The organism is Serratia sp. B501, assembly GCF_051172315.1.
In the GTDB taxonomy this organism is placed as follows: Bacteria; Pseudomonadota; Gammaproteobacteria; order Enterobacterales; family Enterobacteriaceae; genus Serratia; species Serratia ureilytica.
In genome coordinates, this window is record NZ_JBPIZB010000002.1 from 636,693 (window position 1) to 651,144 (window position 14,452).

Below are 14,452 nucleotides of genomic sequence, written 5' to 3' on the forward strand. Positions count from 1 at the left end.
GCTTAGCGTTACATAGTACACAAAACCCTCGCTTCGGCGAGGTTTTTTAATCCCCTGCCCCCTGTTGAAATCCTCCCCTACAGTTTCAAATGGCCGCGAGCACTCCCGACAGGCGCGCGGTATCACGCCGTGCCCGTCACATCAGCGGCGCAGAGAGGGCGGCCTTTCATACGTATCATGTATTGGAAAACGTGACGTGCAGGCGGAGTTTTCGCAGTGGAGCCGACACAACGCCACCCGGCATGCGTCATGTTCCCGGGTACGGATGGGTCTCGCGCCAGTGGTCCGCTACCTGCTGCCGCGTACAGACCCACACCCGTTCGTGTTGCTGGATATAGTCGAGAAAACGCTGCAGCGCGCGAAAACGCCCCGGCCTGCCCAGCAGACGACAGTGCATCCCCACCGACATCATCTTCGGCGCCTCCTCGCCCTCAGCGTACAGCACGTCGAAGCTGTCTTTCAGATAGGTGTAAAATTGCTCGGCGGTATTAAACCCCTGAGCGGTGGCAAAACGCATGTCGTTGGCGTCCAGCGTGTAAGGAACGATCAGGTGCGGCCGACGGCTGCCGTCGCCGCACGCCACTTCGCTCCAGAACGGCAAATCATCGCCGTAATAATCGCTGTCATAATCAAAACCGCCCTGCTCCACGACCAGTTGCCGAGTGTTGGGGCTATCGCGCCCGGTATACCAGCCGGTAGGCGCTTTGCCGAACAGGTCGGCCAGCACTTGCACCGCTTTTTGCATATGCTCACGCTCCTCAGCGATATCCATATGTTGATAATGGATCCAGCGCCAACCATGGCTGACCACATCGTATTTCGCCGCTTTGATCGCCGCGACAATCTCCGGCTGGCGCGCCAGCGCCATCGCCACGCCGAAGACCGTCAACGGCAGGCCACGCCGGCTGAACTCGCGGTGGATCCGCCAAAAGCCCGCCCGGCTACCGTATTCGTACAGCGAATCCATCGACATATGGCGCGCCGGATAGCTGGCGGCGCCGATAATATCGGAGAGAAACTGTTCCGATCCCGCATCGCCATGCAGCACATGATTCTCCGCACCCTCCTCGTAATTGAGCACAAACTGCACGGCAATTCGCGCGTTGCCCGGCCAACGCGCATGCGGCGGATCTCCGGCGTAGCCTCGCAGGTCACGGGGGTAATTCTCATCGACAATGACCATTCTTCATCCCTTTAAAATAGATTTAACGACTGAAATTGACCGCTTAACGCTTTGGTTTCGGGATAGGCCAAGTCCCCTTGTTTGCTGGTCGATAACCCCAACGCCACCAGCGACTCCACCATTTTTACCGCCGCGCTGACGCCATCAATCACCGGCGCCCGCAGCTCGCGGGTCAGTTCCTGCGCCAGCGTCGCCATTCCGCCGCAGCCGAGCACAATCGCCCCGCAGCCATCCTCTTTCAGAGCGCGGATGCAGCGCTCGCGCACTTTCTCCTGCGCCAGCCCGCTGCCGTCTTCCAGCGCCAGCACCGGCAAGTCAATGGCGTGCAGCGCCGCGCAATGCTGATGAAAACCGTACTGATGCAGCAGGTGGCGGGCGATAATCAGCGTGCGCGGTAACGTGGTGACGATCGAAAAACGGGTCGCCACCATCGACGCCATATGCATCGCCGCTTCCGCAATGCCGATCACCGGCCCCTGCGCCAGCTCGCGCGCGGCCAGCAATCCCGGATCGCCGAAACAGGCGATCACATGACCGTCAACGCCCTGCCGTCGCCCCGCCCTCACCTGTTCCAGCACTCCGATCGCCGCGATGGCTTCGTCAAAGTGCCCTTCAATGGACGGCACCCCGTCGCGCGGGCACACAGCCAGGATCTCGGTGCCCGGCGCGGCGGCGGTGCGCGCGGCGGCGGCGATGGTGTCGGTCATCGCCTGACTGGTGTTGGGGTTGATAACCTGTATGCAAACAGAAGACATCACGGCTCCTTGTAACCGGCGAACAGCCGGGAAAAATCGGGCAGGCTGACGCCATCGCGCTCAAAGCGCAGGCTGGCGACAATATGATCAAAATGGCGCATCAGGGCGTCGCTCAGAGGCTGCAGCGCTTTATCCCGCAACAAACCGACCAACTGCTGATGATCGTCGCAACGGCACCCCTGCCGCCACGGCGCGTCCCAGGTGGCGATGACCAGGGAAGAACGCTGGCAAAGACGCGTCACCATGTCGGTGATAACCGAATTGCCCGAGATCGCCTGTAGCTGAATATGAAAATCGGCGGAATAGCGAATCGCCGCCGGGCCGTCGTAAGCCTCATGCACCTGCTGTTCCAGCTGAATAATGCGCTCCAGTGCCGCCAGATGGGGCGCTCGACAGCGGGCGATAATATCGGGAAGGTTGGCGACCTCCAGCAGCGCGCGCGTGCGGAAGATAGCCTGCGCCTCTTCCACCGTCGGGCTGGCGACATATGCACCACGTTTGGGCTTCAGGCTAACCATTTGCACAGCGGCGAGTCGTTGCAGCACCTTACGGATGCCGGTGCGGCTCACGGCAAACACGTCGGACAACGCCTCCTCCGGCAATTTGCTGCCCGGCGGCAGCTGATGCTCGACAATCGCCGTCATCAACGCCTGATAAATGGTTTCATCTTTGTCCTGCAGCGCTGGCGCGGCCTGGAGACAATGTTCAGTATTCATTCACCCACTCCGGTTTCACCTATCGATAGCAAAATCGTATACATAACGCTCGGTTTCTGTATGCAAAATCAGCCATTGTGGCCTGGATCCTGCAATAGCCTCAGCAATCCACATAACAAGAGGAGCAGGTTTCATGCCACATTCAACACACATGCATCAGGTTTCGGCCAAAGACGCGACCGCCGGCTACAGCCCGCGACTGTGTAATGAAGATCTCGCGCCGACGCGCGACCAAAACTGGAGCTGGTACAACATTTTTTCATTCTGGATGTCGGACGTGCACAGCATGGGGGGCTATGTGGTCGCGGCGAGCTTTTTCACGCTCGGGTTGGCCAGTTGGCAAGTGCTGCTCTGCCTGCTGATCGGCATTTGCATCGTACAGCTGTGCGCCAACCTGGTGGCGAAGCCAAGCCAAATGGCCGGCGTGCCCTATGCGGTCATCTGCCGCCAGGCGTTTGGCGTCTTTGGCGCCAATATCCCGGCGGTGATCCGCGGGCTTATCGCTTTCGCCTGGTATGGGATCCAGACCTACCTTGCGGCCAACGCCCTGATGCTGGTGCTGCTCAAGTTCTGGCCGTCGCTGTCCACGCTCACCGGAAGCGGCTTCCTCGGCCTGTCGCTCCTGGGCTGGCTATGCTTCGCCACCATGTGGCTGCTGCAGGCGATGGTCTTTTGGCACGGCATGAACGCCATTAAGCGCTTCATCGATATCGCCGGGCCGGCAGTCTATGTGGTGATGCTGGCGCTGGCGGGCTGGATTGTATACAAGACCGGTTTTGACGGGATTTCCTTTACCCTGGCCAGCAAATCGCTGACCGCCGGGGAGCAGACCTGGCAAATGATCACCGCCACCGCGCTGGTGGTCTCCTACTTCTCCGGGCCGCTGCTCAACTTCGGCGATTTCTCCCGCTACGGCAAAAACATGGGCGAGATCCGCCGCGGCAACCGCTGGGGCCTGCCGTTCAACTTCCTGCTGTTCTCCATCGTCACCGTAGTGATTGTTTCCGGCACACAATCGCTGTTTGGCCACATGATCACCGACCCGATTGAAACCGTCAGCCGCATTGGAAACGATCTGGCGGTCGCCATTGGCCTGCTGACGATGATCACCGCCACCATTGGCATCAATATCGTAGCCAACTTCGTCTCGCCGGCCTTTGACTTTTCGAACTGTTCGCCGCAGAAAATCAGCTTCCGCACCGGCGGGATGATTGCCGCCGTTGGGTCGATTCTGCTGACGCCGTGGAATTTGTTTAATTCGCCGGAGCTTATCCACTACACCCTCGACGTGCTGGGCGCCTTTATTGGCCCATTGTTCGGCATCCTGATCGCCGATTTTTATCTGATCAAACGCGGCCAGGTATCCGTGGACGATCTGTTTGATGACACCCCGAAAGGCAAATACTGGTACCGCAACGGTTTTAACCCGAAAGCCATTGCCGCGCTGCTGCCGTCGGTGGCCATTGGCCTGATCATCAGCTTTATTCCGGCTCTGCACCAAGTGGCCAACTTCAGCTGGTTTATCGGCGTCTTCCTCGGCGCGACCGCCTACCGCTGGCTGGCCCGCGATGAGCGCACCGCCGTGGCAGGTCCGGCGTTCCGGGCGAAGGTGATGGCGCAAAAAGAGTAATTCCGCCCACAGCAAACTGCGTCGGAAGGGAAAAAAGCCATCCGCAACCGTGCCGCCTCGGCGTTAACGCCGGGGCGGCCGTTGTGAGCGAACCAGTCGGCCGCTGGCTTTTCACCGATGCGCGGAGGAGCGCTGAGCGCCGCGTTCAAGCGCGTATTTTCGAAGCACTTCAACCCCCTATCGCATCTGGGGTTGAGGCAAGTCTGCATGAAGAGACGGCGGAGTGGTGAGGGAAAGCCCGGCCAGCAAGGCGGCGATAATGACAAACAGGTGCCCTTCGGACGAGTCCAGCAGGAATGAATTGAACAGATGGCAGGCCATGTAGCTGCTGAGCACCGCAACGAACAGATTTCGGCGCGCCGGCGGCAAGCGCCAGGCGACGCGGTAGCAACTCCACATCCAGGTGAGGAACACCATCAATCCCAGCAAACCGCTCTGCACCGTTTCCAACAGGTATTCATTGTGCGGATTATGCACGCCATAGCCGGTGGATGGATTGCCGTACCAAAAGCTGCCGGCGCCGTTGCCCAGCAGCGGGGATTGCTTTATCAGTCGCAGGGCTTCGCGGGCAAAGGCGGTGCGTTGCCCCATGGAGTTGTCGCAGGCCGCATAAGCCGTTTGGGCCGGGGCGAAAACGCACCCCTGAATTTGCTGGACGCCCAGCGTCAGGCGCTCCATGGCGCGATTAGGGGTCATGACCAGCATCACGACAGCCAGTATGCCGCAGGCGAGCACGGCCACTTGCTGCTTGCGCCGGAGGGTAAGCAATAACCAGATACCCATGCCAACGGCCAATGCCACATACCCGGTACGCCCCTGCACCATCAGCAGAACATTAACCGTCGCCAACAACACCAGTCCCGCATACCCCCAGCGCCGTTTTCCGCTACAGGCAAAAGCACGCGACAACCAGACCAGCGCCGCCAGCGCCATAAACACGTTTTGGGTGATTTGCAGCTTAAACACCGTAGGGTTGTCGGGGTTCAGCCCGCCCAATATGACATGGCCAAGCCCGCTCATGAAGCTGATGGCCAATATCGCGGCATTGGCCCACAAAAAGCCGCGGACAAATTGCGTCATCAGCCGCGAGTCGGCCAGAAAGAACAGCGCCAGCGGCAGGACATACAGCAATTTTTGGTATTTGCCGACCATTTTGGGGCCGTAGGCGTGAGCATGCGTCAGCAATGACAACGCCAGCAGCGCAAACATCAGGGCCGGCAACCAGACCAGGGGATGACAAGCCAGTGCAGCCCACTGCCGGATATCGCGCAGCCAGAGCAGACAGACGACAACCAGCCCCAGTGAGATATTCATCAGGGGATTGGAGGTCGGGAGGGAGGCTCCCAGCAAAAAGGCGGTAAACGCAAACAACCGTTGCTGAAGGGGCGTCTGTATCGACGAGGAAACTGCTGAGTTGAATAGCATCGTGGCGTACTCATTGATAAGAGAAAAACACGGTGGAAGGCCGCGCAGGGTTAACGCTGCGCAGACCCGACGAGGGATGCCAGTTGCCTGTTAACCGCCTGTATCACATCGCCGGCCGGGATGGCCGCGAGGTAACGCTCGCGGGTGTTGGTGTCAACGGCGTCCGGGGCGGGCAGCGGACGATAGTCTCCGGCCCACAGCAACGTGTGGGGCGCCTGCCACGGGGACCATCGCGCGAGGTCGCTGGGCCCGAACAGCACCACCGAGGGCGTATTCAGCGCGGCGGCCATGTGCATCGGCACCGAATCGACCCCGATAAACAGCCGCGCCCGGTCAATCAACACCGCGAGCTCCGGCAGCTCCAGACGCCCGGCCAGATTAATCACCCGCCGCGGTAACAGGCAGCGGGCCATGATGGCGCTTATCATGGTGGCTTCATCTTGCGTGCGTCCGCCGGTGAGCACCACCGTTCTGCCCTGGGCGGTCAGGTGGTTAATCACGGCGCTGAATCCGTCCACCGTCCAGGTCTTGAAAGCCCAGCGTGCGGTCGGCTGTATCAGCACAAAATCGGTCAGGTGATGGCGTCGACTGAGCCGGTCAACGTCATCCACATCAGATTGCCGCCAGGCCTGCGTCACCTGCGTGATTGTCGTGGGCAAGGCCAGTGGCGCCAGAATGCTGAGATTATTCAGCACGGTGTGCTGCGCCGGGCCGGCAACGTCGACCAGTAGCGAATGGCAGGCCCGCCAGAGTCGATTGTCGCGTTTGGGGTAGCGAAACCCCAGACTGAAGGTCGGTTTGAGAAAACGGCAATACAACGCCGCCCGCCACTGATCGGAGAGGTTGATCACCAGATCATAATGGCCGGTCCGCAGGCTGTTCCATAACGCATATTCGCCGCGGTATTGCGCTTTCAGCCCTTGGCGCTTGAGCTCTCGATCCACGGTAAAGGCCAGATAAACATCCTGATTGCCGGCCAGCATCGCCTCGGTGCCGTCATAGACCAGCACATCGATCAACGCATTGGGGTAGTTGACGCGCAATGTGCTGAGCACCGGCGTCATCAGCAGGACGTCGCCAAAGTGGCGCAGCTTGATGACGAGAATGCGTTGCACGCTATCCCGGTGCAAAAGCGCATTGGGCACCCGGCGATCGGGAAGTGTGGCCAGCGGGGATACGGGGCGTTTGCCGGTGGTGCGATGGGCATTCATGGTTCGTCGCCTCAGAAAAATACAAAAGGCCGCTGCAGGGCCGAAAGAGTCCGTGAGGATAAAAATAGCGCTGCGCCACGGTTCGATAACCCGAGAAGGCTGCAGGGAGAAAACGCCGTTCTCTCTGCCGTGCTCCCTGAACCGTCAATCTCGTTATCGCGGGAAAGCGGGCAATTAGCAGACGTTCTCGTCATGGCTGAGTACGGGGGTTTTATCCTGATAAATTGTCGAGCGCTACGTGGTATTCACCGGATGAATAAAGAGTTACCGCCGAATAATATCCTGCCCGATCTTAACGGCGACCGTGCAGCAAAGATAATTGGTTGTGCAGATCAATAAGATCTTACCGATCGTTGAAAACGATCAATCCTTTACAGATTGCAGGGTTACCGAGAAAATTCCTAACCTATTGAGGTTATTCATGTCTTTTATTGCTGCACCGTGCGGCGCGTGCTGAACTCACTCCCCGACCGGAGAGCCCGGTGCGGGAAGTGAACCATCGTTAGCGAATAAACGTGGGAGGGAGAAATAGGAGTTTTCACCGGTGGAACAGCGGCGCCGCGGCCGGATACCTAATCACTCGCCAAGCGCAGAAATTGCACGACCGTCGAAAAGCTGAGCTTTGGAGAATAGACCGGCTGGGTGAGCATAGAAATGGTACAGCGATACGCTCACCTTACACCGAACCATCTCACTGAGCATGCGAGGCAAATTGATGCGATTTTCGGAGGTTTAGTCCCAAATCTGTCCCATGATGAAATTGGAAAGACGGGATGAAAGGCGTAACTCATTGATACTTAATGGCACGCCCTATAGGATTCGAACCTATGACCTACGGCTTAGAAGGCCGTTGCTCTATCCAACTGAGCTAAGGGCGCATTGAGATGCGGCAACCTGTGGTTGCGGGTTGCGATTATACGGTCAGAGGTTAGCGAGTCAATGCCTTTTCATGACGTTACGGCGACGACGGTGCTTTATGGCGTTTTTTCCGCCAGCGCCCGTGCGGCGGCCCGCGCTATGCTGCGTTGCGCCAGGCCGACAGCGGTATCGCCTGGCGTGCGTTCGGCCCCTTGCCGCCCATCACCCCGCCGCAGGCAAAGGCGCACGGACTTAACGACCGCCGTAATGTCGCCCCAATCGGCATGCTCAACCACCTGCATGTTGCAGGTCGCCTCCCCTCTTTTCCCCAGAGCGGAGTCAGGGCGTGCGCTGTTTAAAGAAGCCTGGCTCCACGGCGCCCAAGCCAGCAATAGCGCGCACCCTACCCATGCGCTGCCGTTCATGCGCACAGCTTCCGCCACAGGGCGCTCAGGCGCGCCCGCCACGACGGCGTCGCCTGGTGCTGACAAAGCTGATGCAGCGCGGTGAGTTGCTCACTGTCCGCCGGATGCAGCGAAGAATCGAACACCGTCTCGCCAACGTGCTTAGGCTGCGCCGGTTGCCGATCAGGCTGATGATGCAACGGATAAAGCCGGGTTATCGCTCTCATGATCCTGCCCTCTTTCGCCCTGTGTATGGCCCCAGCGTATGCAAATGCCGGTAAAAATGGCGTAGAGGTTCCTGAAGCCGGCATAAAAAAAGCGTAAATCGGCCTCGCCGACGGCGGCGAGGGTGATTCTGCGCCTGACAGCGCGCTCAGCTTCTGACAGAATAGCGGCATCCCCGCTTTTCTTAATTGATGGATTTCCACACTGATGTCAGCAAAGATTATTGATGGTAAAACGATTGCGCAGCAGGTTAGAAACGAAGTGGCTGAGCAAGTGAAACAACGTCTGGCGGCCGGCAAGCGCGCGCCAGGGCTGGCGGTTGTGCTGGTCGGCGAGAATCCGGCTTCGCAAATTTACGTCGCCAGCAAGCGCCGCGCCTGCGATGAAGTCGGCTTCCTCTCCCGCTCCTACGACCTGCCCGCTGCCACCAGTGAAGCCGAGCTGCTGGCGTTGATCGACCAGCTGAACGCCGATGAGGAAATCGACGGCATTCTGGTGCAGCTGCCGTTGCCGGCCGGCATCGATAACGTCAAGGTGCTGGAACGCATCCATCCGGACAAAGACGTCGACGGCTTCCACCCGTACAACGTCGGCCGCCTGTGCCAGCGCGCGCCCAAGCTGCGCCCATGCACGCCGCGCGGCATCGTCACCCTGCTGGAGCGTTATAACATCGATACCTACGGTCTGAACGCCGTGGTGGTCGGCGCGTCCAACATCGTCGGCCGCCCGATGAGCATGGAGCTACTGCTGGCCGGCTGCACCACCACCGTCACCCACCGCTTCACCAAAAACCTGCGCCACCACGTCGAGAACGCCGATCTGCTGGTGGTGGCGGTCGGCAAACCGGGCTTCATCCCGGGCGACTGGATCAAACCGGGCGCCATCGTGGTTGACGTCGGCATCAACCGCCTGGAAAGCGGTAAAGTGGTGGGCGATGTCGATTTCGACGCCGCCAGCGAGCGCGCCGCCTACATCACCCCGGTGCCGGGTGGCGTTGGCCCGATGACCGTGGCTACACTGATCCAAAATACCTTGCAAGCCTGCGAGGAATATCACGACGTTCAACCTAAATAAGTAAGGCAGTATGGAAATTTTCAATCTGGACAATCATCCCCATGTCGAACTGTGCGATCTGCTGAAGTTCCAGGGCTGGTGTGAAAGCGGCGGCGCCGCCAAAGAAGTCATCGCCGAAGGGCAGGTGAAAGTCGACGGTAAGGTCGAAACCCGCAAGCGCTGCAAGATCGTCGCCGATCAGGTGGTGGAGTTCGGCGGCGGCAAGGTCATGGTAAACCCTAACCCGCAGCCATAGAAAAGGCGCTGAATTCAGCGCCTTTTTTGTTTCCTTCTGCCGGATTACTTACGGCGCCAGGTGGTGCCCTGCGGGCCGTCTTCCAGCACGATGTTCATCTCGTTCAAGCGATCACGCGCGGCATCCGCCAGCGCCCAGTCCTTGGCGGCGCGCGCTTCGTTACGCTGTTTGATCAGCGCTTCGATCTCCGCCACTTCACCGTCGTCAACCTGTGCGCCCCCTTGCAGGAACTGCTCCGGCTCCTGCTGCAGCAGGCCAAGCACGTTCGCCAGCTTGCGCAGTTCCGCCGCCATGCCGCTGGCCGCCGCCATGTCTTCCCCCTTCAGGCGGTTAACCTCGCGCGCCAGATCGAACAGCGCCGAGTAGGCTTCCGGGGTGTTGAAGTCGTCGTCCATCGCTTCGCGGAAGCGGGCTTCGAACGCTTCGCCGCCGGCCGGCGCGGCATTGGCGTCGGTGCCGCGCAGCGCGGTATAGAGGCGCTCCAGCGCGGTGCGCGCCTGCTTGAGATTCTCTTCACTGTAGTTCAGCTGGCTGCGATAGTGGCCGGACATCAGGAAGTAACGCACCGTCTCCGCATCGTAATGGCCGAGCACGTCGCGAATGGTGAAGAAGTTATCCAGCGATTTGGACATCTTCTCTTTGTCGATCATCACCATGCCGGAGTGCATCCAATAATTGACGTACGGGCCGTCGTGGGCGCAGCTCGACTGCGCGATCTCGTTCTCGTGGTGCGGGAACATCAGATCGGAACCGCCGCCGTGGATGTCGAAGTGGGTACCCAGCTGTTTGCAGTTCATGGCGGAGCATTCGATGTGCCAGCCCGGACGGCCCGGCCCCCACGGCGACTGCCAGCTCGGCTCGCCCGGCTTGGACATTTTCCACAGCACGAAGTCCATCGGGTTGCGCTTAACGTCGTCGATCTCTACGCGCGCGCCGGCCTGCAGCTGCTCCAGATCCTGGCGCGACAGCAGCCCGTACTGCGGATCGCTGTCGATGGAGAACATCACGTCGCCGTTGCTGGCCACATAGGCGTGATCGCGATCGATCAGGCGCTGGGTGATCTCGATGATCTCGGCGATGTGTTGGGTCGCGCGCGGTTCGCTGTCCGGGCGATCGATCAGCAACGCGTCGAAGTCGGCATGCATTTCCGCCAGCATGCGTTCGGTCAGTTGGTCGCAGGTCTCATGATTTTCCGCCGCGCGGCGGATGATTTTGTCGTCCACGTCGGTGACGTTGCGCACGTAGTTCAGCGAATAGCCGAGATAGCGCAGGTAACGCGCCACCACGTCGAAAGCGACAAAGGTACGACCGTGGCCGATGTGACACAGGTCATAGATGGTTACCCCGCACACGTACATGCCCACTTTCCCGGCATGAATGGGTTTGAATTCCTCTTTTTGACGACTCAGGGTATTAAAAATCTTTAGCATCGGGAGATTCCGTGGTGTGCGTGATAACAAAAAAGATAACCGGGCTTCAGGTTTAACGCCCGGTAGCGTATTGAAACCTGAAGCCTGATCTATTGCAAGGTTAAGGCCATGCTTTGCTGACTTCACGCGAAGAAAAAGCGCAAAATTCGCCGGCCGGCGCAATTGTTATAATATAACACAAATACAATTACCACAGACAGTGCGCGGTTGAGCCGCTGCTGACTCGCTGGGGCGGATATGTTATAAGGGCGGTCTGAATGTTCACTCGCTTTACGTGACGTCTCACTTCACCTTGTTAGGATTAAAACTATGGTTACTTTCCACACCAATCACGGCGATATCGTTATCAAGACCTTTGCTGACAAAGCGCCGGTTACCGTTGAAAACTTCCTGAACTACTGCCGCGCCGGTTTCTACGACAACACCATCTTCCACCGTGTGATCAACGGCTTCATGATCCAGGGCGGCGGTTTCGAGCCGGGCATGAACCAGAAAGCGACCAACGCAGCCATCAAGAACGAAGCCAACAACGGTTTGAAAAACACCATCGGCACCCTGGCAATGGCGCGCACCAACGATCCGCACTCCGCCACCGCACAGTTCTTCATCAACGTGGCTGACAACGACTTCCTGAACTTCCGCGGCGAAAACGTGCAGGGCTGGGGTTACTGCGTGTTTGCTGAAGTGGTTGAAGGCATGGACGTGGTCAACAAGATCAAAGGCGTGAAAACCGGCCGCAGCGGCATGCACCAGGACGTACCGGTAGAAGACGTGGTGATCAACAGCGTGACCGTCAGCGAGTAATCGCGGCTGCATGAGTACGCTGTTCATCGCAGATCTGCACTTGTGCGCACAGGAACCGGCAATCACTGCCGGTTTTCTGCGTTTTTTACGGCGCGAAGCGGTGCACGCCGACGCGCTGTACATCCTCGGCGACCTGTTTGAAGCCTGGATCGGCGACGACGATCCCGAGCCGCTGCACGCGGAGATCGCCGCGGCGCTGAAAGCGCTGCAACAGGCCGGCGTGCCCTGCTATTTCATCCACGGCAACCGCGATTTTCTGCTCGGCAAGCGCTTCGCCCGCGCCAGCGGCATGCAGCTGCTGCCGGAAGAAAAAGTGCTGGAGCTGTACGGCCGCAGGATCCTGATCCTGCACGGCGACACCCTGTGCACCGACGATCAAGCCTATCAGCAATTCCGCCGTAAAGTGCACAACCCGCTGATTCAAAAACTGTTCCTCGCGCTGCCGCTGCGCTGGCGACTGAAGATCGCCGCCAAGATGCGCGCCCGCAGCCAGCAATCCAACCAGTACAAGTCGGAAGCCATCATGGACGTCAACCCGCAGGCGGTCGAGCAAACGATGCTGCGCCACGACGTGCACTGGATGATCCACGGCCATACCCATCGCCCGGCGGTGCATCGGCTGGCGTTGAGCAACGGCGAAGCCCATCGCGCGGTGCTGGGTGCCTGGCACGTCGAAGGATCGATGATCAAAGTCAGCGCCGACGCCGTCGAGCTGATCCAATTCCCATTCTGAGTTCCGCACTGGCGCGCGGGTGAAAATTCGCGCTTTCGCCGGTGAAAACCGGCGACGCAACCGTTTTCCTCGCCGTGCGCTCATGGTATGCTCTACGCCCTCATTCGGCCCTCAGCCGACGCCAGACAAATCACAGGAGCCTTACACCCATGGGAGCCAACGCCGCTTCAGCCGCCAATGCCGGGGCTAAAATCGCAATTGTAATGGGATCGAAAAGTGACTGGGCCACCATGCAGTTCGCCGCCGAAGTCCTGACCCAGCTCGATGTCCCCTTCCATGTCGAAGTCGTTTCCGCTCACCGCACGCCGGACAAGCTATTCAGCTTCGCCGAGCAGGCTGCCGCCAACGGCTTTGACGTGATCATCGCCGGCGCCGGCGGTGCCGCGCATCTGCCGGGCATGCTGGCGGCGAAAACGCTGGTGCCGGTGCTGGGTGTTCCGGTGCAAAGCGCCGCGCTGAGCGGCGTGGACAGCCTCTACTCCATCGTGCAGATGCCGCGCGGCATTCCGGTGGGGACGCTGGCGATCGGCAAAGCCGGCGCCGCCAACGCCGGGCTGCTGGCGATGCAGATCCTGGCACTGCACGACGCCGCCCTGGCGCAGCGTTTGGCGGACTGGCGTCAGGCGCAGACTGAAGACGTTTTGAACCACCCCGATCCACGGGAGGACGCATGAAGCCGGTTTGCGTATTGGGCAACGGTCAGCTGGGGCGCATGCTGCGCCAGGCCGGCGAACCGCTGGGCATCGCCGTCTACCCTGTCGGCATCGATGCCGAACCTGAGGCGGTGCCGTATCAGAACAGCGTCATTACCGCCGAGATTGAACGCTGGCCGGAAACCGCGCTGACGCGCGAACTGGCGACTCACAGCGCCTTCGTCAACCGCGACATCTTCCCGCGTTTGGCGGATCGCCTGACGCAAAAGCAGCTGCTCGATCAGCTCGGCCTGGCGACCGCGCCGTGGCAGCTGCTGGCGAGCGCCGCCGAATGGCCGCAGGTGTTCGCTGCGCTGGGCGAGTTGGCGATCGTCAAACGCCGGGTCGGCGGCTATGACGGCCGCGGCCAGTGGCGCCTGCGTCCGGGGCAGGAAGCCGAACTGCCGGCCGATGCCTATGGCGAGTGCATCGTCGAGCAAGGCATCAATTTCTCCGGCGAAGTGTCGCTGGTGGGCGCGCGCGGCCACGACGGCCGTTCGGTCTTCTACCCGCTGACCCACAACCTGCATGAAGACGGCATCCTGCGCGCCAGCGTGGCGCTGCCGCAGCCCAATCCGGCGCTGCAGCAACAGGCCGAGCAGATGCTGGCGGCGATCCTGAACGAGCTGAACTACGTCGGCGTGATGGCGATGGAATGCTTTATCGTCGGCGATCGACTGTTGATCAACGAACTGGCGCCGCGCGTGCACAACAGCGGCCACTGGACGCAAAACGGCGCATCCATCAGCCAGTTCGAGCTGCACCTGCGCGCCATCCTCGGCCTGCCGCTGCCGCAGCCGGTGGTGAGCACGCCGTCGGTGATGGTCAACCTGATCGGCACCGCCGTCAACGAACAGTGGCTGTCGCTGCCGCTGGTGCATCTGCACTGGTATGAGAAAGAGGTGCGCCCGGGCCGCAAGGTCGGCCACCTCAATCTGAACGACCCGAGCGCCGCCGATCTGCGTCAAGCGCTGCAGGCGCTGGCGCCGCTGCTGCCGGGCGAATACCAAAGCGGGCTGGCCTGGGCACAGCAGAAGCTGGCTTAACGGTTTACACCGCCGAAAAGAAGAAGGTTCA

At 60.1% G+C, this 14,452-nt stretch carries 13 protein-coding genes, 1 tRNA gene and 3 pseudogenes; 8 read left to right on the forward strand and 9 right to left on the reverse strand.

Annotation, left to right across the window (positions count from 1 at the left end; all coding sequences use genetic code 11):
• Window positions 1–247: 247 nt before the first annotated feature.
• From puuE to ACSBQV_RS09605, 3 genes and pseudogenes are all read right to left on the reverse strand, one after another.
• Window positions 248–1,102: pseudogene (gene puuE / locus ACSBQV_RS09595) on the reverse strand (allantoinase PuuE); the annotation flags it as partial.
• Window positions 1,071–1,938, reverse strand: a pseudogene (locus ACSBQV_RS09600) (aspartate/glutamate racemase family protein); the annotation flags it as partial. The pseudogenes ACSBQV_RS09600 and puuE, both read right to left, overlap by 32 nt.
• Window positions 1,938–2,654 (reverse strand): GntR family transcriptional regulator, encoded by a 717-nt coding sequence (locus ACSBQV_RS09605; RefSeq protein WP_099783738.1) that lies wholly within the window; start codon window positions 2,652–2,654, stop codon window positions 1,938–1,940. The gene ACSBQV_RS09605 and the pseudogene ACSBQV_RS09600, both read right to left, overlap by 1 nt.
• A gap of 133 nt (window positions 2,655–2,787) precedes the next feature.
• Between ACSBQV_RS09605 and ACSBQV_RS09610 the strand changes: the two genes are divergently transcribed.
• On the forward strand, window positions 2,788–4,284 hold the full coding sequence (locus ACSBQV_RS09610; protein WP_033642144.1) for an NCS1 family nucleobase:cation symporter-1: 1,497 nt from the start codon (window positions 2,788–2,790) through the stop codon (window positions 4,282–4,284).
• Between the two features lie 177 nt (window positions 4,285–4,461).
• Here ACSBQV_RS09610 and ACSBQV_RS09615 read toward each other — a convergent pair whose 3' ends face one another.
• Window positions 4,462–5,709 carry an O-antigen ligase family protein gene (locus ACSBQV_RS09615; protein ID WP_099783740.1) on the reverse strand — a complete coding sequence of 416 codons (1,248 nt, stop codon included), beginning with the start codon at window positions 5,707–5,709 and terminating at the stop codon, window positions 4,462–4,464.
• A 50-nt stretch (window positions 5,710–5,759) separates the two neighbouring features.
• Entirely contained in the window at window positions 5,760–6,920 is a 1,161-nt protein-coding gene (rfaQ, locus tag ACSBQV_RS09620) for a putative lipopolysaccharide heptosyltransferase III (protein ID WP_099818232.1), read from the reverse strand.
• Window positions 6,921–7,556: 636 nt separating this feature from the next.
• On the opposite strand from rfaQ, the pseudogene ACSBQV_RS09625 reads away from it, so the two are divergent.
• Window positions 7,557–7,697: pseudogene (locus ACSBQV_RS09625) on the forward strand (integrase); the annotation flags it as partial.
• A gap of 24 nt (window positions 7,698–7,721) precedes the next feature.
• On the opposite strand, the gene ACSBQV_RS09630 reads toward ACSBQV_RS09625, so the two are convergent.
• The 3 genes from ACSBQV_RS09630 to ACSBQV_RS09640 form a co-directional block, all read right to left on the reverse strand.
• Window positions 7,722–7,798: transfer RNA gene (locus tag ACSBQV_RS09630), tRNA-Arg, on the reverse strand.
• Window positions 7,799–7,894: 96 nt separating this feature from the next.
• A complete protein-coding gene (locus ACSBQV_RS09635; RefSeq protein WP_099783744.1) occupies window positions 7,895–8,203 on the reverse strand; it encodes a hypothetical protein in 309 nt (102 codons plus the stop codon).
• Entirely contained in the window at window positions 8,200–8,409 is a 210-nt protein-coding gene (locus tag ACSBQV_RS09640; RefSeq protein WP_047572399.1) for a hypothetical protein, read from the reverse strand. Before ACSBQV_RS09640 ends, ACSBQV_RS09635 begins: the two co-directional genes overlap by 4 nt.
• Before the next feature lie 205 nt (window positions 8,410–8,614).
• On the opposite strand from ACSBQV_RS09640, the gene folD reads away from it, so the two are divergent.
• Entirely contained in the window at window positions 8,615–9,481 is an 867-nt protein-coding gene (gene folD / locus ACSBQV_RS09645; protein ID WP_004940177.1) for a bifunctional methylenetetrahydrofolate dehydrogenase/methenyltetrahydrofolate cyclohydrolase FolD, read from the forward strand.
• A gap of 10 nt (window positions 9,482–9,491) precedes the next feature.
• Window positions 9,492–9,716 (forward strand): ribosome-associated protein YbcJ, encoded by a 225-nt coding sequence (ybcJ, locus tag ACSBQV_RS09650; RefSeq protein WP_434991436.1) that lies wholly within the window; start codon window positions 9,492–9,494, stop codon window positions 9,714–9,716.
• Window positions 9,717–9,760: 44 nt separating this feature from the next.
• On the opposite strand, the gene cysS is transcribed toward ybcJ, so the two are convergent.
• Window positions 9,761–11,146, reverse strand: a complete 1,386-nt coding sequence (gene cysS, locus ACSBQV_RS09655) for a cysteine--tRNA ligase (protein ID WP_033642140.1) — start codon at window positions 11,144–11,146, stop codon at window positions 9,761–9,763.
• A gap of 309 nt (window positions 11,147–11,455) precedes the next feature.
• Here cysS and ppiB point away from each other — a divergent pair, with 309 nt between their 5' ends.
• The 4 genes from ppiB (at window position 11,456) to purK (ending at window position 14,421) form a co-directional block, all read left to right on the forward strand.
• Window positions 11,456–11,950, forward strand: a complete 495-nt coding sequence (gene ppiB, locus ACSBQV_RS09660) for a peptidylprolyl isomerase B (RefSeq protein WP_016928800.1) — start codon at window positions 11,456–11,458, stop codon at window positions 11,948–11,950.
• Window positions 11,951–11,960: 10 nt separating this feature from the next.
• Entirely contained in the window at window positions 11,961–12,683 is a 723-nt protein-coding gene (locus tag ACSBQV_RS09665) for a UDP-2,3-diacylglucosamine diphosphatase (RefSeq protein WP_004940186.1), read from the forward strand.
• Window positions 12,684–12,832: 149 nt separating this feature from the next.
• Window positions 12,833–13,357, forward strand: a complete 525-nt coding sequence (gene purE, locus ACSBQV_RS09670) for a 5-(carboxyamino)imidazole ribonucleotide mutase (protein WP_004940188.1) — start codon at window positions 12,833–12,835, stop codon at window positions 13,355–13,357.
• Window positions 13,354–14,421: a 5-(carboxyamino)imidazole ribonucleotide synthase gene (gene purK, locus ACSBQV_RS09675; RefSeq protein ID WP_016928803.1), complete on the forward strand. Its 1,068-nt coding sequence runs from the start codon at window positions 13,354–13,356 to the stop codon at window positions 14,419–14,421. The genes purE and purK overlap by 4 nt, the downstream gene beginning before the upstream one ends.
• The last annotated feature ends 31 nt before the right edge of the window (window positions 14,422–14,452 follow it).